The following is a 20,758-nucleotide window of genomic DNA, read 5'->3' on the forward strand; positions in this document are numbered from 1 at the left end:
GGCAACCTCCCGCTTCGACGGCGGCCGACGGGGATCAGCCCTTGGTGGCGCCCGCGGTCAGCCCACCGACGATGTACTTCTGCAGGAAGAGGAACAGGATCATCACCGGGATCGCGGCCATCACCGCACCGGCCGAGAATGCCGACCAGTCGGCGTAGCGCGGATTGGCGACGAGCTTGGTGAGACCGACCACGAGCGTCTGCTGCTCCACGTCGACGAGCATCACGCTGGCGATGACGTATTCGTTGACCGTGCCGATGAAGGACAGGAGTCCGACCACCGCGAGGATCGGCGCGACCAGACGCAGGATGATCGTGAAGAAGATCCGCGCGTGACCGGCGCCGTCGATGCGGGCAGCCTCGTCGATCTCCTTCGGGATCGTGTTGAAGAACCCGTACATCAGGTAGGTGTTCACGCCGAGGGCTCCACCGAGATACACGAGGATCAGCCCCGTGTGGGTGTTCAGCCCGATGGCGGGGAACCAGTCCCCCAGCGTCGACATGAGCAGGAAGATCGCGACGACCGCGAGCAGCTGCGGGAACATCTGCACGACCACGATCGTCACGAGTCCGACCCGACGTCCGGCGAATCGCATGCGCGAGAAGGCATATGCGGCGCAGGCGCCGATGAACACCGTGACCGCACCGGTGACGACGGCGATGAGCAGCGTGTTGAGGAACCACGTGCCATAGGGGTTCTGCGGGTCGCTCAGGATGCGCACGTAGCTGTCGATCCCGATGGCGGAGAACAGCTGGTTCGACCCGGTGAGCGTCCCCCTCGGGTTCAACGACGCCGAGACGACGTACAGCAGGGGGAACAGCGCGAACGCACTCACGACGATCGCGACGAGGTGCCGCCATCCGGTGTCGGCGAACCAGGCGCCGAAGCTGCGACGACGAGGGCCGAGGCTCTGCACGTCGGTGGTGGGGCGGGTGGCGGCGGAGTGAGTGGTGGTAGGACCGGCGGTGCTCATGTCAGTTCAGCTCCTCGAGGGCCTTGGTCTTGCGGAAGCTGATGATCGAGATCGTCGCGACCACGATGAAGATCAGGATCGTGAAGGCCGAGGCCAAGCCGTAGTCGCGCGTCTGCCCGGTGAAGGCCACCTTGTAGACCATCGAGATCAGGATGTCGGTGTGCCCGACCGGGATCGACACGTCGCTGAAGCGCGGCCCGCCCTTGGTGAGCATGTAGATCAGGTTGAAGTTGTTGAAGTTGAACGCGAACGACGAGATCAGCAGCGGCGCGACGGTGACGAGCAGAAGCGGGAGCTTGATCCGGCGGAAGACCTGCCACGGGTTCGCGCCGTCCATGACGGCCGCCTCGTTCACATCCTCCGGGATGCCCTGGAGCGCGCCCATGCAGACGAGGAACATGTAGGGGAAGCCGAGCCACAGGTTCACCAGCAGCACCGACACCTTGGCGAGGGCGGGATCGGTGAGCCACGGGATGGCGGCCCCGCCGAAGATCACCTGGTTGATGAAGCCGAAGCTCTCGTTCATCATCCCGGCCCAGACCAGCGCCGAGAGGAACGCGGGGAACGCGTAAGGGAGGATCAGGATGATCCGGTACCCGTTGCGGAACCGCATCCGCGTGTTGTTGAACACCAGCGCGAGCAGGAGCCCCAGGAAGAAGGTCGTCGCGACCGAGATCAGTGCGAACGCGAAGGTCCAGAGCGTGACCGAGATGAGCGGCCCGCGGATCGAGGAGTCGGTGACCGCCCGCACGAAGTTGTCGAAGCCGACGGTGGTCTGCCACCCCGGCAGCAGCTGCTCGCCGTCCTCCGCGGTGAACGCCCCCTCGCCGGTGTCGGAGTAGACGATCCCGGTGGTGGTGTCGGTGATGGTGTCGGCGGCCTCGTCATACTCGAGCGTCGAGACGTACAGGTACCCCTTCTGCCCGTCCGGAGCACGCAGGCTGCCGTCGTTCGGGTCGTCACTGAAGGGGACCGACAGCTTCTCGAGCTCTTCGGAGAGGGTGAAGACGGTCGCCAGCGGGAGGGTGGTCCATCCGTCGACCGCGACGGCCTGACCTCCCTCGAACTCGGCGTCGACCTCTTCCAGCGGCTGCTCCGCGGTGCCGAGGAGTGCGTCGCCGGACTCGGGATCGGTCGCGAGCAGGCCGTAGGTGCCGAACTGCTCCACGACGGTGACCGGGTAGGTCGGCGAGTCCTCGACCCGCTCCTGCGCCGAGGCGAGGAGTGAGGAGATCGCCTGCTCTTTGGTGCCGTTGTGCCCGGTGCCGTAGTTGGTGAATCCGATGTACCCCGTGTAGAGCAGGGTGAACACCTGGAACACGATCAGGAAGATGATGCCCGGTGTGAGGTACTTCGCCGCGATGCGCTTGCGGGAGAAGTAGATGTAGTTGACGAGGACGGCGACCACCACGACGATGCCGAGGATCAGCCACTCCTGGTGGGCGAAGAGCACGAACACCGCATACAGCGCGATCGCGTCGACGACGGCCAGCAGGAGGATCTTGAGCAGCATCCAGCCGATCGGGCCCGATGCGGCCTCCGCGATCTTCGCGGCCTGGCGCTGGCGTCTGGTCGGAGGAGCAGTGCGCTCGTCGGTGTCTGTCATGTCGTCCTCGTCATGATCCTGCCGAGGCGGGCGGAGAGGCCCACCCCGGCAGGGTCAGTGTGATGGCTGTTACTTGATCGCGGCGGTCACGTCGTCGACGAGCTTCTGCCACGTCGTGGCAGGGTCTGCGCCGTTGATGATGGCGGCCTCGGCCACACCCCAGAACTCCCACACGGCACCCATGGCCGGGATCGCGGGCATCGGGACGGCCTCGGCACCGACGGCCTGGAACCCGGCGATGATCGGGTCGGCCGCAGCGGTGTCGGCAGCAGCGGTCAGCGCCGGCAGGATGTTGCCTGCCTCGAAGAGCTCGAGCTGCACGTCTTCGGTGCCGAGGTAGTTGACGAGGAAGTCGTTCGCGGCGACCTTGTTCTTGGACTCCGAGCTGACGAAGAAGCCCTTCACACCGGCGAACGGCGAAGCGGTCTCACCGGTCGGGCTCGGGATCGGGTCGATCGCGACGTTGATGCCGGCGTCGGTGGCCGCGCCCACGTTCCACGGTCCGGTCAGCCAGAACGCGGCCGTGCCGTCGAGGAACTGCTGCTTGGCGATCTCGCCGTCGACGTCGGTGTTGAGCACACCTGCGGCGCCCTGCACACCCAGCCAGTCGGCGAAGGCGAAGCCGCCCTCGCTGCCGAGCTGGAGGTCGGTGGGGTCGTAGCTCCCGCTGTCATCGGTACCGAAGACCGGGGCGCCGAACGCCGTCTGGAACGGGTACAGGTGGTACGGGTTGCCCTCGGTGCCCTGCTCGACGACGAACGAGCCCTTCGAGAGCATGTCGTCGAAGCTGGTCGCCGCGGCGGGGACGAGGTCGGCGTTGCGGAGCACGGCGATGTTCTCGACGGCATACGGGAGCATGTAGACGGTGCCGTCGTAGGTGGCTGCCTGCAGCGCGACCGGCAGGTAGTCCTCGGAGCTGTCACCGAGCTCGATCGGTGCGACCACGCCGTTCGTGGAGAGCTCTCCCAGCCAGTCGTGCGCGCCCATGACCACGTCGGGGCCCTTGCCGGTCGGCACCTGCTGGATGAAGTCGTCCTTCATGTCGTCGACCGACTTGCCGACGAGCTCGACCTTCACGCCGGTCTTGTCCTCGTAGGCGTCTGCGGCGTTCTGCAGCGCGTCGACGCGCTCGGCGTCGACCCAGACGACCAGCTTCCCGCCGTCGTCGGAGCCTGCGGAGGAGTCGTCGCCGCTGGTCCCCGTGGAGCAGCCGGCAAGCGTCAGAGTCGAAACGATGGCGATCGCGCCTGCGGCGGCGATGCCCCTCTTGTTCACCTTCATTGGTGTGTGCCTCTCTCAGTGCTGATCACCTGCAAGGACTGCAAGCGCTTACAGTATGCATCGAAATCAGCGGTTTTCGCAATGAGAGAGGGCGTTGATATCAACCCGTGACCGTGCGCTTCGAGGATTCGAGCTGTGAAAACGCTTCCAAGACGGCAGGAAAGTGCGCAGGCCTCCCTCGCCGCGGCGCGGTACTGATCGCGCGGGCGCAGGGCTGCTTTCACCCTGGATGAGGCGGGCTCTATCGCGTCGCCCCCAAGATCACGGCGATCAGGAGCAATCCCGGATGACGCGATCTATCCAGTCACGCCGCGGCAGGGTGAAGATGGCTTCGCGGGAGAACCAGCCGAGTTCGATGATCTCGTCGAGGTCCGGTGTCGCCTCACTGAGCAGTTCGCACTCGTACGCGATCGTCACGTATCCGACCTGGTCGCCGTTCGGATAGGTGACCAGCAGAGGCTCACCGCCATAGGCACCGACGACGCCGGTGATCCGGATTCGCGCTCCCGTCTCTTCGAAGACTTCGCGGGCGACGGCATCCGACGGCTCCTCGTCGGGTTCGATGCCCCCGCCGATCAGACTCCAGAGCCCGGAATGCGCATGTCGGGCCAGCAGGAACCGCTCGCCGTCGCGGATCACAGCCGTGACTCCGGGGAGCAGCAGGAAATCGTGTCCGATCTGCGCACGAATCGACTGGACGTAGGGAGACATCGGCATCGAAGCAGTCTAGGCATCGTTCTCCCGGCCTCTTCGGCTGTGCCCCCAGGAGCCCCACGCGACAGATGCGGATGCCCCCGGTTACAGTTGACATATGGCTGACAGCTCATTTGACATCGTCTCGAAGGTCGATCACCAGGAGGCCGAGAACGCTCTGAACCAGGCCCGCAAGGAGATCGAGCAGCGCTACGACTTCAAGGGCACCGGTGCATCGATCGCCTGGAGCGGTGAGAGCATCCTCATCATCGCGAACACCGAGGAGCGGGCGAAGGCCGTCCTCGACGTGTTCCAGTCCAAGCTCATCAAGCGCGGGATCTCGCTGAAGAGCCTCGAGTCGGGCGACCCGTTCGCCAGCGGCAAGGAGTTCCGCATCGTCTCGACGCTCAAGGACGGCATCTCCTCGGAGAACGCGAAGAAGATCAACAAGATCATCCGCGACGAGGGCCCCAAGGGCGTCAAGAGCCAGATCCAGGGCGACGAGCTGCGCGTGCAGTCCAAGAGCCGCGATGACCTGCAGCAGGTCATCGCCCTGCTCAAGGGCGCAGACCTCGACCTCGATCTGCAGTTCATCAACTACCGGTAGTCCCTGCACTGCGGGACGGAGGGAGGTCGGATGCCACGGGCATCCGACCTCCCTCTCGCTTCCCCTGGATTGCATACCGATATATGGGTTCCGGTACCCAAGACTGGAAGCGGTCGACTCGATGCGACCGACGACGCGAACGCCGCGTGACGCACTGCCGTCGTTCGGCTACGTGATTTTCGGGATTGCGAGCTTGCCCTCGTGGGGACGAGGCCGCGGCAGTTCCATGCGCTCGCGTCTTCGGTGGCCGGCGGATGCTCAGCATCCGCCGGCCACGGAACCACGAGTACAGAAGACCCCTCCCCGACTCGTGCAGCGCGCCCCCACGCGGACCACGGCGCCGGAGAGGCGATATTGGCATCCGACGCGACTTCATGATGTAGTTGCCCTCCCGGGCGAATCATGGGGCGCTCCGGGACGAGAACGGCAACTGGGGGCAGGATCCATGGGGACAATCGGATCGACGAATATCGGCGAGAGCAAGCAGCTGCTCGCCGAGGAGGTCTTCCACCACATCGGCAGGCAGATCATCGATGGAACACTGGCCGAGGGCGAGCGCATCCGCGATGTCGACGTCGCCGAAGAGCTGCACGTGTCACGGACACCGGTGCGCGAGGCACTCCAACGACTGGAGCGCCTGGGCATGGTGACGATGTACCCGAGCAGGTACACGGAGGTCACCGCGGTGACCTCGGAGACGATCGCGCAGTCGCTCGAGTTCGCCGGGTACCAGGCGGGGATCGCCGCCCGACTGGCGGTGCCGCGGATGACGTCCGCACAGCGCGAGCACGCCCTCAGACTCACGACCGCGATGCACGTCGCGCTGGACGACGGCACGACCACCTCGAGTGCCCGGTGGGCGGTGTTCGCCTACCTCGGCGAGCACAGCGGCAACACGCAGCACCGGACCCTCATCGAAGACACGAGCATGGTCCTGCACCGCAACCTCCGGGACTGGGCGGTCCCCACGTCGGATCGCGGTCGGATGGGACAGGTGTACGAGGAATTCCTCGACGCCGTCCGCGTCGGCGACGGCGAAGCCGCGGAGCGCCTCGTCCGGGCGATGTACTACCTGTGACGTGCGTCAGCCCGCGGAACGCCACCCCGTGACCCATCGGTCCAGCCGACGATAGGCGTCCTCTCTGGCCTCGTGCCGGGAGAGGAAGACATCGTGCAGGGCGCCGTCGATGCGCTCCACCGTGACCGTCGATCCGAGCCGGAGCGCCGCACGGGCGATGTCGTCGACGACGAGCACCGAATCGGCGGAGGTGAGGTCCTCGGACCACCGCGTGGGCGGGACGAACCGTGTCGAGAGCAGCACGCACACGGGCGCGGTGATCGACAGTCCCGCCGCCACGGTCTTGTGCCCGGAGAGGATCGCGTGCAGCCACCCTGCGTACACGGCCATGGTCTGCGCCGGGCGCCACTGCAGGTTCACGTCCATCGGGTCGTCGGGGTCGGCGACCTCCTCCTGTGCCCGCGTGTAGAAGCCGAGATCCACCTGGGGTGCGGCCTCCATCGGCCAGATCCTCGCCTGCAGTTCGATCATCGGCGCGATCGCCGCCCTCGCCGGAGCGAACTGGAACTCCAGCCACGGACTGTTCAGGATCACGGCATCAGCGGCATCCGGATGGCGCGAGGCCCACAGGCTCAGCGTGAGGCCACCGGTGGAGTGTCCGAGCAGGACGAGGCGTCGGCCGGACTGAGTCCCGCCCTCCCCGCGACCCATCGCCACGAGCGCGGCCCCGATGTCCTCGTCGTAGGTGGCGAGGTCGGCGACGTAGCCGGGAGTCTGCCCCTCGCGGAGACTGCGACCGTACTTGCGCAGGTCGAGTGCGAAGAAGCGTGCGCCGCGGGACGACCAGAAACGGGCGAGCCGCTTCTGGAAGAAGTAGTCGGACCAGCCGTGCACGTACAGCACGTCCACCCCGTCGAGGAGCGGTCGACGTCCGCGCACCCGCTCCCACCAGCTCGGCTCGGTCGGGAGCGCGCGGACCAGAGTCGCGACCACCGGCCCCTGGTCATCGGTGCCGAGATCGAGCGTGAGCTGCTGGAACTCGTCGCCGAGCACATCAGGGACCCAATCGGCCATGCGTTCCTCCCCCGTCGTGGCCAGGCTAGCCGAGACGCGGTCGGGACAGGCGGACGACGGCGCTACTCGCCGCGCGAGACCCGCACCATCTCGTCACGCGGGACGACCTTGACGCGGGCGCGCTCCTCCGGAGCGCCGAGAGCGATTTCGTGCTCGTCGAGGCGGTGCCATCCGTCCAGGTCAGTCCAGCGCACGCCCCGCTCCTGCAGCAGCGCGACGATCGACTCCTCGGAGGGGTCCTCCGGGTGCCACCACGACCCCTGGTCGTTGATGATGTGCCGCACGGTCTCCATCGCGTCGGACTTGGTGTGTCCGATCAGCCCCACAGGGCCGCGCTTGATCCAGCCGGTCGCATAGATGCCGGAGACGCGCTCGTTGGAATCCTTCGCGAGCACCTGTCCCTCGCGGTTCGGGATCACACCGTGCTTCTTGTCGAACGGCACCCCGGGCAGCGGAGAGCCGAAATAGCCGATGGCGCGGTAGAGCGCCTGGAGGGGCACCTCGCGCATCTCTCCGGTGCCGACGGCGCCACCCTGTCCGTCGGGCTGGGTGCGCTCGTACACGAGCCCGGCGACGCGCCCGTTCTCGTCCTTGCGCACCTCGACGGGCTTCGCCCAGAAATGCAGGTGCAGTCGCCGCGAGGCAGTACCGCCGGCGTTGTTCACCGAGTCGCGCTTGCGCCAGGACTGCAGGATGCGGTCGATGACCATGACCTGCTTGTTGCTGGCCACAGCATCCTTCGACGCCTCGTCGTAGTCGAAGTCCTCGTCGTAGACGACCATGTCGACATCGCGGAGCTCGCCGAGCTCGCGGAGTTCGAGTGGGGTGAACTTCACCTGCGCGGGACCGCGGCGGCCGAACACGTGCACGTCGGTGATCCGGCTGGCCTCGAGGCCCTCGTAGACGTTCGCCGGCACCTCTGTGACCAGGAGGTCCTCAGCGTGCTTAGCGAGCATGCGGGCGACGTCGAGCGCGACGTTGCCGTTGCCGAGCACGCCGACCGAGGCGGCATCCAGCGGCCACTCGCGCGGGACGTCGGGGTGTCCGTCGAACCAGCTGACGTAGTCGGCGGCGCCGTAGGACCCGACGGCGTCGATCCCGGGGATGTCCATCGAGGTGTCGCGGATCGCGCCGGTCGCGAAGATCACGGCGTTGTAGTGCTTCTTGAGGTCATCGAGCGTGATGTCCTCGCCGAAGCGGACGTTCCCGAACAGCCGGATGTCTCCGCGGTCGAGCACGTCGCGAAGAGCCGTGATGATGCCCTTGATGCGGGGGTGGTCGGGCGCGACGCCGTAGCGCACCAGCCCGTACGGTGCGGGGAGCTGTTCGAAGAGGTCGATCGAGACGTCGAACTTGCGCTCGGCCTTCAGCAGGATGTCCGCGGCGTAGATGCCCGCGGGGCCCGCACCGACGATGGCCAGTCTGAGCTTGGTCATGGGAGGTCCTTTCGTGTGCCGTCGCAACCGTGGCGCGGCCCGACGGGCCGCCCGCACAGATTCAGCTGGAGCGTTCGGCGAGGGTCTCTGCGAATCGGGTCAGCGCCTCGCGCACGGTGCCGCGCGGGAGGGGTTCGAGGGCGTCGACGGCATCCTGCGTCCACGCGTGCGCGAGTTCGAGGGTCTTCTGCGTCACCGCATGGTCGCGCAGCTCGTCCAACGGCCCGTCGAGGATCGCGGGATCGGCGCCGTCGGCGATCAGGGCGACCCCGTCATCGATCCGGGCCGCGAGGTCGACGGAGACCGCATCGGATTCGGCCTTCAGCAACAGGTAGGGCATGGTCGGCACGCCGGCGCGGAGGTCGGTACCGGGGACCTTGCCGGTCTCCTCCGGCTTGGCCGAGAGGTCGATCACGTCGTCGAGCAGCTGGAACGCGACGCCGATCTTCTCGCCGTACACCCGCAGCGGCTCCTCGAGAGCTGCGGGCGCGTTGGAGAAGATCACGCCGCCCTGCGTGGCTGCGGCGATCAGCGAACCCGTCTTGTCGGCGAGCACCTGGATGTAGAACGCGATCGGGTCGTCACCCGGCTGCGGGCCGAGGGTCTCGTGCATCTGACCGAGCACGAGACGCTCGAACGTGTCCGCCTGGAGCCGGATCGCCCGTTCGCCCAGTCGTGACATCAACTGGCTGGCGCGGGAGAACAGGATGTCGCCCGTGAGGATCGCGATGTTGTTGCCCCACACGGCATGCGCCGCCGGCACTCCGCGGCGACGGTCGGCGCCGTCCATCACATCGTCGTGGTACAGAGAACCCAGGTGGGTGATCTCCAGCGCCTTGGCGACGTCGATGACCTCGGAAGTGTTGCCGTCGCCGAGCTGCGCGGCGAGGAGGGTGAGCACCGGGCGGATGCGCTTGCCGCCCGCCTCGTACAGATAGCGGCTGGCGGCATCGGCCAGGGGGTCGGCGACGCGGACGTCGTCAGCCAGACCGGTCTCGACGAGCTCCAGCCCGTCTTCGATGGCGCGCGCGACGCGTCGGGCTGCAGGGCCGATGAAGACGCGATCACTGAAGCCGAGACGGCTCGCCAGTCGCGAACCCGGGGCGATGGGGCTCGAAGTCACGGCTCCAGCCTACCTGCGTCGGGTGTGGCCGTTTCGCCCCGGCGATTCACTCCGGCTTGCGCGCTCTGTGCAGGGCCACGATGCCGAACGAGAGATTGCGGTATGCGACATCGGTCCAGCCCGCTTCGCGGATCCACGCCGAGAGCCTCTTCTGATCCGGCCACTCGCGGATCGACTCGTTCAGGTAGTCGTAGGCTTCACCGTTCGTGCCGGCGACCCGCGCGACCCGCGGCAGCACCTGCGCGTTGTAGAAGCGGTAGGCGCCGCGGAAGAGCTTGCCCGGCGGCGTCGAGAACTCGTTGATCACGAGCCTGCCCCCCGGCTTGGTCACCCGGTACAGCTCGCGCAGAGCCTTCTTCGGATCATTCACATTGCGCAGGGCGTACGACATCGTGACCGCGTCGAAGTGGGCGTCGGGGAACGGCAGGTCGGTGGCGTCGGCCTGCACGAACGACAGGTTGCGCAGGGCGCCGTGCCGACGCTCTCCCTCGGCGAGCATCCCGGGCGAGAAGTCGGCTGCGACCACCTCGGCACCGCTGCGCGCGAGGGACGCCGATGACGACGCCGTGCCGGCGCCGAGGTCGAGAATCCGCTCCCCCGGCTTCGGAGCGACCGCCCGCGTGGTCGCCGCGCGCCACAGGACATCGTTGCCGAAAGTCATCGCCGTGTTGGTGCGGTCGTATCCTGCAGCGACCTGGTCGAACATGCCGCTGACGCGGGCGGGGTCCTTGCCGAGATCGGCGCGGTTCTTCTCGTTCGAGGTCACGGCTTCAGTCTAGGCGCGAGGCTCAGCGCTTCGAGGCGGTCGAGCCAGGGATCGGCGGTGGCGTCGTCGAACGGAGCGACCTGCGCCCGCACCCGCTCCTCGAGGTCGAGGGCCAGGGCCTCGAGATGCGCCATGACGTCGGCCGGGTATCCGTACCGGGCACTGTGCTCGGCCCACTCGTCGCGGTCGTCGACCCACGTTCCCCGTGCCCCCTCGACGCGCACCACGTCGAGGTCCATGTCGATCCCGGTCGCGAGCAGCGGATCGTCGGACCAGTGGATGTCCCACCCGAGGTCGATGTAGATGCGCATCCCCCGACGATGCCGGCGGTTCACGGTCAGCGCGTGGTCGCCGCCGGCCGGGACCAGGGTGACGTTCGGACCGCCGGCGTGGAACTCCGCCCCGGGACGCACGCTGTGCCAGCCCACAGGCTGCCCGATCCAATCGCCCCACTCGTCGGCGCCGAGGTAGACGCACTCGTGCCGCCAGTGCGGCGACCCGTCCCACTTGCGCCACTGGAAGACCATCTCGGTGCCGGGTGCGGGGCGTGCGTCGCTCATCCGTTCACCCTACGACGGCGCGAATCCGTGCCGCCTGAGCGGCATAGGCTGGGTCTGTGCACACCACCCACCTGGTCGTGGAGACCCGAGAGATCGACCCGGTCGAAGACCTCCTGGCCTATGCGGATCCGGACCGTCCGCTCGCCTGGCTGCGGCGCGGAGACGGGATCGTCGCGGTCGGCGAGACCCTCGTCGAACTGCGACCGCGCGGGGACACCGGCGAATCCCGCACCGCGGCGCTCGCGAGGGCGTGGCGCGGTCTGGCCGCCCAGGCGGAGATCTCCGACCCGATCGGGCTACCCGGCACCGGCCTGGTGGCATTCGGTGCGTTCACCTTCGACGAGGGCTCGGCCGCCGACAGCGTGCTCGTGGTGCCGACGCAGGTGCTCGGCAGACACGGCGATCGGTTCTGGGAGACCCGCATCCACTTCGCCGCGACGCCCGGCGCAGACGACGCGCTCGCCACCCGGCCCTACGGCCCGCACTGGGCGGGGACCGTCGGTCCCGGGGCGCAGAGCCCGCAGGGATACCAGGATTCGGTGCGCCACGCCCTCACCCGCATCGCCGACGGCGAGCTGAGCAAGGTGGTGCTCGCGCGCGACCTGACCGGCACCATCCCCGCCGGCTCCGACCTGCGCCGCCTCGTGCGCGCACTGTCGACCGGATATCCCGACACCTGGTCCTTCGCGGTGGACGGCCTGATCGGGGCGAGCCCGGAAACACTCGTCACGGTGCAGAGCGGCACGGTCACGGCCCGAGTGCTCGCCGGGACGATCGGCCGCGGAGCCGACGCGGATGCCGACACCGCGGCATCCGCCCACCTCGCCTCGAGTACCAAGGACCTCGACGAGCACCAGTACGCCGTGCAGAGCGTGCTCGCCTCGTTGCGCGCGCACACACGCGCGCTGGCCGCGAGCGAGCAGCCCTTCCTGCTGAAGCTCCCGAACCTCTTCCACCTCGCGACCGACGTGGAAGGCGAGTTGGCCGACGGCGAATCCGCACTCGACCTGGTTCGCGTGCTGCATCCGACCGCCGCGGTCGCCGGCACGCCGACGCCTGCCGCCATCGCCGCGATCCGCGAGCTCGAACCGTTCGACCGCGGGCGCTACGCCGGCCCGGTCGGGTGGGTGGATGCCGCGGGCAACGGGGAGTGGGCGATCGCGCTGCGCTGCGCCCAGTTCACCGCCGGCGAGGGCGCGATCGGAGTGACCGCATACGCGGGAGCCGGGATCGTCGCGGGATCGGACCCGGAGAGCGAACTGCTCGAGACCCGCGTGAAGTTCCGACCGCTGGTCGACGCGCTGGCCTGACGCGCGCGTCGTTCCGTCTCAGCTGGCGGCGAGGCGCTTCTTCTCGGCCTCGACATCGAAGTCGGCGCCCGGCCACTGCGGGTCGATGTCCTCCAGCGCCGCGAGCAACAGCTCCTGCACGGCGAGCCGCGCGTACCACTTGGCGTTCGCCGGGATGACATGCCACGGAGCCGCCTCGGTCGACGTGCGGTCGAACACGGTCTGGTAGGCCTCCATGTACTGCGGCCACAGCATCCGCTCGTCCACGTCGCCCGGGTTGTACTTCCAGTACTTGTCCGGGCGCTCCAAGCGCTCCATCAGACGCGATTTCTGCTCCTCCGGCGAGATGTGCAACATCACCTTCACGATGCGGGTGCCGGATGCCGCGACCCGCGCCTCGAACTCGTTGATGGCGTCGTACCGGCGCTCGATCTCCGTCGGCGGGGCGAGCTCACGGACGCGACCGATCAGCACGTCCTCGTAGTGGGAGCGGTCGAACACCCCGATGAACCCCGGCTCGGGCAGTCGCTTCTCGACGCGCCACAGGAAGTCGTGCTCGCGCTCCTCCGCCGTCGGCGCCTTGAACGCCGCAAGCGCGACGCCCTGCGGATCGACACCGCCGACCACGTGCCGCACGATCCCGCCCTTGCCTGCCGAGTCCATCGCCTGCAGCACGAGGAGCACCGCATCCTTCGCCACCCCCACCCGGCTCTCGGCGAACAGCCGCTCCTGCAGAACGTTGAGGTCTGCCAGCCCGGCCGCGAGGTCGGACACGCCCCGGGACTTCCCGTGGTCGTAGCCGGGCTTGGTGTCGGGATCGACGTCGGCGAGGCGGAACCCCTCGTCGACCTGCAGCGTCTGCGTCCAGGTGTGCGCGTTCATAGGCACATCCTGCCAGTCAACGCGTCAGCGGCACCTCGATGATCTGACGCCCACCGTGCGGAGAGGTCAGGGCCTGGTCGAGCGCCGTGCGCGTCGTGACCCGCTGGTACTCCCAGCCGTAGGCCAGCGCGAGGTGCTCGATGCGCACGGTGTGCGGCGTGTAGAAGGCGCGGTCGAGGTCGCCCGGGCGTGCGGACGACGCGACCTCGAGGGAGTCGAAGATCGTGCCGCCGCCGTCGTTGCCGACGATGACCTGCAGCCGGGGCTCCGTCTCATCCGGAGGCAGCAGCAGGGCGCCGACGTCGTGCAGGAACGCGAGGTCGCCGAGCAGCACCCTGGTCACCCCCGGCGCTCCGGCGGCCTGACTGGCGATCGCGATCCCGGTCGCGGTCGCGATCGTGCCGTCGATCCCGGCGAGACCGCGGTTGGCGTGCACCGGGACCTTCTTGCCGCCGAGCACCTGATCGGCGACGCGCACCAACCGCGAGGAGCCGAAGACGAGTCGGTCGTGCGGCCAGGTCGCACGCCAGACCGCGTCGACGAGGAGTTCGCGGTCGAGCGGACGGCGGACCGCGTCGAGTTCGGCCTTCACCGCCTCCCTGCGCGCGGCGAAGTCGGTCGACGCCAGACCCTCCGGGTCGGGGGCGTGCTCGCTCAGATCGACGGTCTCTGCGGCGGATGCCTGCATCCACTCGCCGAGCCAGGCGCGGTCGACGACGCCCGGGGCCACGACGACGGCGTCGACGCCCCGCGTGCGGTGGTTGAGGTTCAGCTCTTCGCCGCCACGATGCACGGCGATGACAGCGACGTCACCACGGGAGAGGAGCGCGGCGACCTCACGACTGAGTGTCGGATGCCCGAGGACGACGACCCGCTCGATGCGTCCGCCGAGGTCTTCGCGCGACAGCAGCCGACGATATCCGTGCACGATCTGCCGGCCGAACCGCGCGCCGCTCACGATCTCGGCGATCAGCGGCCAGCCACCGGCGTGCGCGATCTCCTCGGCATCGGGACCGGCGTCGGCGCCCGCGACCACGACGGTGCGCGGGCCACGGTCGAGCTCGAAGGGCTCGGCTCCCTGCGCTTCCGGGGCGTCGCCCTGGACGACGGAGACCGGGGGCAGGTCACCCGAGAGGGGCTCTCTGGACGGAAGGTTCAGATGCACGGGTCCGGCGATTCCGCGGAGGCCGCGCTCGACCTCGCTGGCGCCCATCGCCGCGGCCACGGCCTGTTCGGCGAGTCCCGCCCACTGGCCGTCTCCCGGCACCGGCGCATCGATCTGGTCGCGCACCCACGGGTGGAACAGCCCCTCTTGGATCGTCGCCTGGTTCGCGCCGACGCCGCGCAGCTCGGGCGGGCGATCGGCGGTGAGCAGCAGCAGCGGCACCCCGGAATGGAATGCCTCCATCACCGCGGGCAGCAGGTTGGCGACGGCCGTACCCGAGGTGCAGACGACGGCGGCGGGCACGCCAGACTCTCGGGAGATGCCGAGGGCGGTGAAACCGGCGACCCGCTCATCGATGCGCACGTGCACCCGCACATGCCCGTCTTCTGCGAATCGCACCGCGGCGAGCGCGAGGGCCTGCGAACGCGAACCGGGGGACAGCACGATGTCGCGCACGCCGTTCCCGACGAGCTCGGCGATCAGGGATGCCGCAGCATCCATGGCCGGCGACGTCGTCACGGGCGCTGATCCGCGGCGGGAGGCTCGTCGGTCTCGTCATCCAGACGCGCGAGCTCTTCTTCGAGGCGACGGATGCGCGCATCCTGCTCGGTCTTGCTGATGCTGCGGAGGAAGGCGGGATCGTCGTCCGGCGCGATGACCGGGCGGACACCGGGGTCGTTCGCGCGTCGACGACCGATCACGAACCAGAGGATGCCGCCGATCACCGGAAGGAGCACCACGATGAAGACCCAGGCGGTCTTGGACACGCCACGGTGCCGCGCCGCCGGCTGCACTGCGCAGTCGACGATGCTGAACACCCAGAACACGGCGGCGAGGAAGCCGCCGACGATCAGTAGTCTCGCCACCCCTCCAGTGTAGGCGCGTCGGCGGTGTCCTGGTCTCGGAGAGGACAGAGGCTCCGTTGCTAGACTGCGCGGGAAATGCTGCCCTCATCGCCGGTACGGATGCCGCGAGCGCGGGCCGAGCGGATGCTGATCGCCCGGGTGATCACGGCCGTCGGCCTCGCGCTCCTGCTCGTGGTGGGCGCCTGGTCGACTTCACGCGGCAGCGCCGATGTGCACGCGACGTTGTGCCTCGCCTCCGGCGTCTCGACGCAGGACGGCGCCGCACCCACCGGCGCGGCGGCGGACGGGGCGACGGCGATCGACACGCTCACGTCCGACATGGGCATCTGCCTGCTCGCCGTCCTCTGCGGCATCGGCCTGGTGCTGCTGCTCCGCCTGCTCCGCGGTCGCGGCACCCGTCCCCTCGGCACCGGCACACCGCACCGGGTGTCGCCGAGTCGCGCCGGTCCGAGCATCCTCGTCTCGGCCCTCACCCTCACGCAGCTCTCGATCTCCCGCACCTGAACACCGACGCGTGCATCGAGCCGCCCTCGCGCGGCATCCCTTCCCTCGTCGTACCCGTGTGTCTGGAGACCCCATGAAGAACTCTGTCAAAGCGACCCTGATCGCCATCGCCGCCGCCATCGTCCTGCTGATCGTCGGAATCGTCTTCGCGATCACGCAGCAGCAGCCCTCTGCACTGCCCGAGGGCGAGGGCGGCGACCTGCAGACCGTCCGCACCGACTCCCATGTGCTCGATGACGGCGGCGAGGGGGCCGTCACCGTGGTCGAGTTCCTCGACTTCGAGTGCGAGGCCTGCGGAGCGTTCTACCCCATCGTCGAAGAACTCCGCGAGAAGTACGACGGCGAGATCACCTACGTCGTCCGCTACTTCCCCCTTCCAGGGCACATCAACTCGACGCAGGCCGCCCTCGCCGCGGAGGCCGCGGGCCAGCAGGACCGCTTCGAGGACATGTACCACCGCCTGTTCGAGACCCAGGCGCAGTGGGGCGAGCAGTCCGAGGAGACTCCCGAGGTGTTCCGTGCGCTCGCGGAGGACCTGGGCCTGGACATGGCCGCGTACGACGCCGCGATCGCCGACCCCGCGACCGCAGAGCGCGTGCAGTCCGACAAGACCGACGGCGAGAAGCTCGAGGTGAACAGCACGCCGACGTTCTTCGTCGACGGCGAGAAGGCCGTGCTGCAGGAATGGGACGACCTGGAGCAGGCCATCGAGAAGGCCGTGAACGGCTGAGTCCGTCGGACTCCGGCTCAGGCGTCCTCCGCCGCGCGGGCGTCGGAGCCGGAGAACGCCGGCGCGAGCTTGATCGTCATCCTCGATGCCGGGCATCCCGTCGTCCTCGATTCGAGGCATACCTGGATATGTGCAGCACCGGCCGAAACGTCCACGACCGCCCGGAGCGGCGAGGAGACAAGACCGCCCGGAACGGCGAGAAGACCGGAGAGGAACCCCGATACGCTGAGACCACGACGAGGGAGAGGGCCCGGACGACGATGGAACTGACTTCGATTCTGCAGGGGACGCACAACGCCCGTGAGCTCGCCGGCCTCCCGACCTCGGGCGACGGAAAGCTCGCGTCGGGCCTCCTGTTCCGATCGGACGCCCTGGCCGCGCTCACCGACGAGGGGCTGCAAGCGCTGGTCGACCTCCGCATCGGCACCGTGATCGACCTGCGCACCGACGGCGAGCGCACCCGTGCCGCGGATCGCCTGCCTGCCGATGGCAGCGTGGCCCTGGTGCCGCTGCCGATGCAGGGCGGCGCCATGGACGAGATGGTGAAGCAGTTGCTCCCTGCCGCAGGCGGCGCCAGCCTGTCGGTCACGCAGGTCGCCGAGGTGCTGAAGCAGGTCCCGACCCTCGAGCAGTTGTATGTGGCGATCCTGGAGGCGAGCGCCCCGCAGTTCGCGACCGTCGCTCGGACCGTGCTCGCCTCGTCGCGCACCGACCGCCCCGGGGTCCTGTTCCACTGCACCGCCGGCAAGGACCGCACCGGCCTCGCAGCCGCGATCCTGCTGCTCGTCGCCGGAGTCCCCCGCGACGCGATCGTCGAGGACTACACGCAGACCGAGAAGAATCTCGCGCTCGGGTTCGCCGAGGCGCTCACCGGACTCATCACCTCCCTCGGTGTCCCCCTCACCCCGGGGCTCAAGTCCCTGGCGACCGAGTCGCCCGCCTCCGCCATCGAGACCGCGATGGACTGGATCGACGCGAACCACGGCGACGTGACGGGCTACCTCCGCACCGGCGGCATGACCGATGAGGAGATCGCCGACCTGCGGCGCGTGCTCCGCGGCGAGTGACGGCATGCAGGTCGCCCGCACGGGTATCGGGCGGGGAAGGCCCCTGACCGCGCCGGCCCTCCCCCGAGAGACGACCCGCTCGCTACGCTGAGCGCATGACCGAGGAGCGCTCCCCCGCGCGGCACCCCGCCGTCGCCGTCATCCGCCGGATCCCGGCGACCCTGACGATGATGCTGCTCATCGTGGTCGTGGGCGTCGTCTGGCGCGGTCTCTGGGAGCCGTTCGAGGATTCCGCGCTGTTCCCGGCCATGGCGTACGGGCTCCCGAGCCTCTCCGACGGCAGATGGTGGACACCTCTGACCGGCACCTTCTTCGTGAACCAGCCGTGGGTCTACGTGTTCACGCTCGCCGGTTTCTGGGGCATGGCCTATCTGGAGTTCCGCCGCGGATCACGGGTCGCCCTCGCCTACTACTGGGTCGGCCAACTGTTCGCGATCTTCGCGACCGCGCTGCTGCTGTACGTGCTGTCGCAGTTCCCGTGGGCATGGGCCACGGCGCAGGCACAGGCGCTCGACGTGGGGGCATCCGGCGGCACCATGGCCTGCATCGCCGCGGCCGTCGGCCTCTTCCGCCCACCGTGGCGGGTGCGCGGCTGGCTCATCCTGCTCGGCTTCGTGTTCATCGCGATGCTGTTCTGGGGCAAAGTCGCCGACCTGGAGCACCTGCTCGCGGTGCTGCTGATCCTCGTCGTCGACCGCACGCTGCGGGTGCGCCACACGACGGTCCGCGAGCAGCGTCTGATCGCCGTCATCGCGATCATCGTGCTCGGCGCGGTCGAGATCATCACGACCCTCGTGCCCACGGACGGTCCGTTCGGTCCGACCGAACCCGCGTCGGGCGGTTTCATCGACCTCGCGATCGACGTCGTCGTGATCCTCGTGCTCGTGAACGGTCTGCGTCGCGGCCGGCGCTGGACCTGGGTGCTCGCACTACTGCTCGGGATCTTCAACGTGCTGGTCGCCGCTCTCGTGCTGACGCTGATCACCGTCTTCAGCCAGGCCCAGGTCGACTTCCGGTGGGACGGCGAGACCGAGCTCGCCCTGGCGAACGGCTTCCTCTGGCTGATCATGCTCGTCTACCTCATCTGGGTCCGCCGCGCGTTCGCGGCCAAACGCAAGACGAGACTCGGCATCCAGCCTTCGCCCACAGCGGACGACATGAAGAAGGAGCTGCGTGCGCACGGCGGCGGAACGCTCTCCTGGATGACGACGTGGGACGGCAACAGCTACGCCCGAGTGGACGGCGGCATCGTGGCCTACCAGCGCCGCAACGGCGTCGCACTGGCTCTCGCCGACCCGATCGGTCCGGCGGATGCACGTGCCGAGGCCGTGACGGACTTCATCCACGCCGCGGAGATGTCCGGCCTCGTCCCCTGCTTCTTCAGCGCGGACGAAGCGACGCGTGCCGCCGTCCCCTCGACCTGGCGGAGCATCGTCGTGGCCGACGACACGATCGTCGACCTGCCGGGCCTGGAATTCACGGGCAAGCGCTGGAACTCGGTGCGCACCTCACTCAACAAGGCAGGTCGCGAGGAGATGACCTTCCGGATGACGCACCTCAAGGCGGAGTCCTGGGGCGTGCAGCAGCAGCTGCGGGCGATCTCCGAAGCCTGGGTGGGCGACAAGGATCTGCCGGAGATGCGCTTCACGCTCGGCACCCTCGACGAGGCGGAGGACCCGGAGGTGCGGCTCGCCCTGGCACTCGCCCCGAACGGCGACGTCGACGGCTTCCTGTCGTGGCTGCCGGTGTACGGCGACGACGGTGCGGTGCGCGGTTGGACCCTCGACCTGATGCGCCGTCGCGACGGCGGGTTCGGTCCGGTCATGGAGTTTCTGATCGGATCCTCAGCGAAGCAATTCTCCGACGAGGGCGCGCAGATCATGTCGCTCTCGGGCGCACCACTCGCCCACGACTATCCACCGGATGCCGGCATGATCGCGGCGCTCAGCGAGCGGCTCGCCGAGGCACTGGAGCCCGTCTACGGCTTCGGGTCGCTGCACCGCTTCAAGCAGAAGTTCCATCCGCGTTACGAGACCATGTACCTCCTGTTCCGCGACGAGAGCGACCTGACGCGCATCGGCGGGGCGCTCACGCGGGCGTTCCTGCCCGATGCGACGCTGCGGCAGTTCGCCGGCGCAGGACTCGAGCTCGTGCGCGGCGGGAAGGACTGACGCCTCGCGGCTATTACGTTTTCCGGATGACGCAACCCCTGTGTCGATTTCCGGATAGAGGCGAACCCGCTCGCGAGCGCATGAGTACGATCGGGGATGTGCTCGACGAAGACCGCCTCCGTTCCATGGCCGATGAACTGAACCGCGTGCCCGGTGTGCGGGCGGTCGCGCTGGGAGGAAGCCGCGCCCGGGGCACGCATCGGCCGGACTCCGACATCGATCTGGGCCTGTACGTGGACACCGACGTCGACCGCTCGGGCATCGCGCGCGTGGCGGGCGGATGGACCGGCGAGCCCGTCGAGGTCGCCGAACGGGGCGGATGGGGGCCATGGGTCGACGGCGGTGCCTGGCTGATCGTGAACGGCGTTCCCGTCGACCTCATCCTCCGCGATGTGGACCGCGTGACCGAGCAGTGCGCGCGCGCCGCACGCGGCGAGTTCGCCTTCCACCCCCAGCCGGGGCACCCGCTCGGGTTCCTCGACGTCGCGTATGCGGGCGAGGTCGCGACGAGTGTGCCGCTTCGCGATCCGGAGGGACTCCTGGTGGAGTTGGCCCGCAGCGTGACGCCCTACCCGGCGGCCCTGCGCGATGCGTTCCTCGCGAACCTCTGGCAGGTCGATTTCCTGCTGAACGCGGCCATGAAGGGGGCGAAGTCGGGCGATGCCGCGTATGTCTCGCTGTGCGGCACCACGACGACGATGCTCACCGCGCACGCCTGGCATGCCTCCGCCGGAAACTGGATCACGAACGAGAAGGGACTCGTCACGAACGTCGCCCGTCTCCCGATCGACACGGGCGGGTTCAGCGCGTCCGCCGCCTCCGCACTCGGCAGCCTCGGAACGTCGCCGGAGGAGCTTCTCGCGTCGATCGCGCGACTGCGGGAGCTTCCGCGTCCGGCCCTCCCCGGCGGCGCACCGGATGTCGGCTGAGCAGAACCGCGCCTCGAC

Annotated in this window: 20 protein-coding genes; 8 read left to right on the top strand and 12 right to left on the bottom strand. The window is 68.7% G+C overall.

Features of this window, described 5'->3' with window-relative positions:
- Positions 1-34 precede the first annotated feature (34 nt).
- From CQ042_RS18155 to CQ042_RS18170, 4 genes are all read right to left on the bottom strand, one after another.
- Positions 35-973: a sugar ABC transporter permease gene (locus tag CQ042_RS18155; RefSeq protein ID WP_105671849.1), complete on the bottom strand. Its 939-nt coding sequence runs from the start codon at positions 971-973 to the stop codon at positions 35-37.
- 1 nt (position 974) lies between these two features.
- Positions 975-2,579, bottom strand: coding sequence for an ABC transporter permease subunit (locus CQ042_RS18160; RefSeq protein ID WP_105671850.1), 1,605 nt, complete (start codon positions 2,577-2,579; stop codon positions 975-977).
- A gap of 69 nt (positions 2,580-2,648) precedes the next feature.
- Positions 2,649-3,860, bottom strand: coding sequence for a maltose ABC transporter substrate-binding protein (locus tag CQ042_RS18165; RefSeq protein ID WP_105671851.1), 1,212 nt, complete (start codon positions 3,858-3,860; stop codon positions 2,649-2,651).
- Positions 3,861-4,130: 270 nt separating this feature from the next.
- The gene (locus CQ042_RS18170; RefSeq protein ID WP_258132335.1) at positions 4,131-4,577 is read right to left on the bottom strand and encodes an NUDIX domain-containing protein; all 447 of its coding nucleotides are present in this window, start codon (positions 4,575-4,577) and stop codon (positions 4,131-4,133) included.
- Positions 4,578-4,671: 94 nt separating this feature from the next.
- Between CQ042_RS18170 and CQ042_RS18175 the strand changes: the two genes are divergently transcribed.
- Both CQ042_RS18175 and CQ042_RS18180 read left to right on the top strand, forming a co-directional pair.
- Positions 4,672-5,160, top strand: a complete 489-nt coding sequence (locus CQ042_RS18175) for a YajQ family cyclic di-GMP-binding protein (RefSeq protein WP_105671852.1) — start codon at positions 4,672-4,674, stop codon at positions 5,158-5,160.
- Between the two features lie 445 nt (positions 5,161-5,605).
- Positions 5,606-6,238 (top strand): GntR family transcriptional regulator, encoded by a 633-nt coding sequence (locus CQ042_RS18180; RefSeq protein WP_105671853.1) that lies wholly within the window; start codon positions 5,606-5,608, stop codon positions 6,236-6,238.
- A 6-nt stretch (positions 6,239-6,244) separates the two neighbouring features.
- Here the strand turns inward: CQ042_RS18180 and CQ042_RS18185 are convergent, their stop codons facing one another.
- The 5 genes from CQ042_RS18185 to CQ042_RS18205 form a co-directional block, all read right to left on the bottom strand.
- The gene (locus CQ042_RS18185) at positions 6,245-7,252 is read right to left on the bottom strand and encodes an alpha/beta hydrolase (RefSeq protein ID WP_105671854.1); all 1,008 of its coding nucleotides are present in this window, start codon (positions 7,250-7,252) and stop codon (positions 6,245-6,247) included.
- A 62-nt stretch (positions 7,253-7,314) separates the two neighbouring features.
- Positions 7,315-8,688 (bottom strand): FAD-dependent oxidoreductase, encoded by a 1,374-nt coding sequence (locus CQ042_RS18190; protein WP_105671855.1) that lies wholly within the window; start codon positions 8,686-8,688, stop codon positions 7,315-7,317.
- Between the two features lie 61 nt (positions 8,689-8,749).
- Entirely contained in the window at positions 8,750-9,811 is a 1,062-nt protein-coding gene (locus tag CQ042_RS18195; RefSeq protein WP_105671856.1) for a polyprenyl synthetase family protein, read from the bottom strand.
- Positions 9,812-9,857: 46 nt separating this feature from the next.
- Positions 9,858-10,577, bottom strand: coding sequence for a class I SAM-dependent methyltransferase (locus tag CQ042_RS18200; RefSeq protein ID WP_105671857.1), 720 nt, complete (start codon positions 10,575-10,577; stop codon positions 9,858-9,860).
- Positions 10,574-11,137, bottom strand: a complete 564-nt coding sequence (locus tag CQ042_RS18205) for a hypothetical protein (protein WP_105671858.1) — start codon at positions 11,135-11,137, stop codon at positions 10,574-10,576. Before CQ042_RS18205 ends, CQ042_RS18200 begins: the two co-directional genes overlap by 4 nt.
- 56 nt (positions 11,138-11,193) lie before the next feature.
- Here CQ042_RS18205 and CQ042_RS18210 point away from each other — a divergent pair, with 56 nt between their 5' ends.
- Positions 11,194-12,447: an isochorismate synthase MenF gene (locus tag CQ042_RS18210; RefSeq protein WP_105671859.1), complete on the top strand. Its 1,254-nt coding sequence runs from the start codon at positions 11,194-11,196 to the stop codon at positions 12,445-12,447.
- Between the two features lie 18 nt (positions 12,448-12,465).
- Here the strand turns inward: CQ042_RS18210 and CQ042_RS18215 are convergent, their stop codons facing one another.
- From CQ042_RS18215 to CQ042_RS18225, 3 genes are read right to left on the bottom strand one after another with little or no spacing between them, the layout of a single operon-like run.
- Positions 12,466-13,308, bottom strand: coding sequence for a PPK2 family polyphosphate kinase (locus CQ042_RS18215; RefSeq protein WP_105671860.1), 843 nt, complete (start codon positions 13,306-13,308; stop codon positions 12,466-12,468).
- A 16-nt stretch (positions 13,309-13,324) separates the two neighbouring features.
- Positions 13,325-14,974 (bottom strand): 2-succinyl-5-enolpyruvyl-6-hydroxy-3-cyclohexene-1-carboxylic-acid synthase, encoded by a 1,650-nt coding sequence (gene menD / locus CQ042_RS18220; protein ID WP_105671884.1) that lies wholly within the window; start codon positions 14,972-14,974, stop codon positions 13,325-13,327.
- Positions 14,975-14,988: 14 nt separating this feature from the next.
- Positions 14,989-15,339, bottom strand: coding sequence for a PLD nuclease N-terminal domain-containing protein (locus tag CQ042_RS18225; protein ID WP_105671861.1), 351 nt, complete (start codon positions 15,337-15,339; stop codon positions 14,989-14,991).
- A gap of 75 nt (positions 15,340-15,414) precedes the next feature.
- Between CQ042_RS18225 and CQ042_RS18230 the strand changes: the two genes are divergently transcribed.
- The 5 genes from CQ042_RS18230 to CQ042_RS18250 all read left to right on the top strand — a co-directional run bounded on the left by CQ042_RS18230 (position 15,415) and on the right by CQ042_RS18250 (position 20,740).
- Positions 15,415-15,843, top strand: a complete 429-nt coding sequence (locus tag CQ042_RS18230) for a hypothetical protein (RefSeq protein WP_258132337.1) — start codon at positions 15,415-15,417, stop codon at positions 15,841-15,843.
- Positions 15,844-15,916: 73 nt separating this feature from the next.
- Positions 15,917-16,573, top strand: coding sequence for a thioredoxin domain-containing protein (locus CQ042_RS18235; RefSeq protein ID WP_105671863.1), 657 nt, complete (start codon positions 15,917-15,919; stop codon positions 16,571-16,573).
- Positions 16,574-16,833: 260 nt separating this feature from the next.
- Positions 16,834-17,640 carry a tyrosine-protein phosphatase gene (locus CQ042_RS18240; protein WP_105671885.1) on the top strand — a complete coding sequence of 269 codons (807 nt, stop codon included), beginning with the start codon at positions 16,834-16,836 and terminating at the stop codon, positions 17,638-17,640.
- 95 nt (positions 17,641-17,735) lie between these two features.
- The gene (locus tag CQ042_RS18245) at positions 17,736-19,811 is read left to right on the top strand and encodes a bifunctional lysylphosphatidylglycerol flippase/synthetase MprF (protein ID WP_105671864.1); all 2,076 of its coding nucleotides are present in this window, start codon (positions 17,736-17,738) and stop codon (positions 19,809-19,811) included.
- Positions 19,812-19,909: 98 nt separating this feature from the next.
- Positions 19,910-20,740 carry a nucleotidyltransferase domain-containing protein gene (locus CQ042_RS18250; protein WP_258132338.1) on the top strand — a complete coding sequence of 277 codons (831 nt, stop codon included), beginning with the start codon at positions 19,910-19,912 and terminating at the stop codon, positions 20,738-20,740.
- The last annotated feature ends 18 nt before the right edge of the window (positions 20,741-20,758 follow it).

It is taken from the genome of Microbacterium sp. MYb62, assembly GCF_002979475.1.
Lineage (GTDB): Bacteria > Actinomycetota > Actinomycetes > Actinomycetales > Microbacteriaceae > Microbacterium.

Excerpts from the sequence above, each read along its gene's own strand:
- CQ042_RS18155 (WP_105671849.1), bottom strand. The coding sequence starts at position 973 with ATGAGCACCGCCGGTCCTACCACCACTCACTCCGCCGCCACCCGCCCC.
- CQ042_RS18160 (WP_105671850.1), bottom strand. The coding sequence starts at position 2,579 with ATGACAGACACCGACGAGCGCACTGCTCCTCCGACCAGACGCCAGCGC.
- CQ042_RS18165 (WP_105671851.1), bottom strand. The coding sequence starts at position 3,860 with ATGAAGGTGAACAAGAGGGGCATCGCCGCCGCAGGCGCGATCGCCATC.
- CQ042_RS18170 (WP_258132335.1), bottom strand. The coding sequence starts at position 4,577 with ATGCCGATGTCTCCCTACGTCCAGTCGATTCGTGCGCAGATCGGACAC.
- CQ042_RS18175 (WP_105671852.1), top strand. The coding sequence starts at position 4,672 with ATGGCTGACAGCTCATTTGACATCGTCTCGAAGGTCGATCACCAGGAG.
- CQ042_RS18180 (WP_105671853.1), top strand. The coding sequence starts at position 5,606 with ATGGGGACAATCGGATCGACGAATATCGGCGAGAGCAAGCAGCTGCTC.
- CQ042_RS18185 (WP_105671854.1), bottom strand. The coding sequence starts at position 7,252 with ATGGCCGATTGGGTCCCTGATGTGCTCGGCGACGAGTTCCAGCAGCTC.
- CQ042_RS18190 (WP_105671855.1), bottom strand. The coding sequence starts at position 8,688 with ATGACCAAGCTCAGACTGGCCATCGTCGGTGCGGGCCCCGCGGGCATC.
- CQ042_RS18205 (WP_105671858.1), bottom strand. The coding sequence starts at position 11,137 with ATGAGCGACGCACGCCCCGCACCCGGCACCGAGATGGTCTTCCAGTGG.
- CQ042_RS18215 (WP_105671860.1), bottom strand. The coding sequence starts at position 13,308 with ATGAACGCGCACACCTGGACGCAGACGCTGCAGGTCGACGAGGGGTTC.
- menD (WP_105671884.1), bottom strand. The coding sequence starts at position 14,974 with ATGGATGCTGCGGCATCCCTGATCGCCGAGCTCGTCGGGAACGGCGTG.
- CQ042_RS18230 (WP_258132337.1), top strand. The coding sequence starts at position 15,415 with ATGCTGCCCTCATCGCCGGTACGGATGCCGCGAGCGCGGGCCGAGCGG.
- CQ042_RS18235 (WP_105671863.1), top strand. The coding sequence starts at position 15,917 with ATGAAGAACTCTGTCAAAGCGACCCTGATCGCCATCGCCGCCGCCATC.
- CQ042_RS18240 (WP_105671885.1), top strand. The coding sequence starts at position 16,834 with ATGGAACTGACTTCGATTCTGCAGGGGACGCACAACGCCCGTGAGCTC.
- CQ042_RS18245 (WP_105671864.1), top strand. The coding sequence starts at position 17,736 with ATGACCGAGGAGCGCTCCCCCGCGCGGCACCCCGCCGTCGCCGTCATC.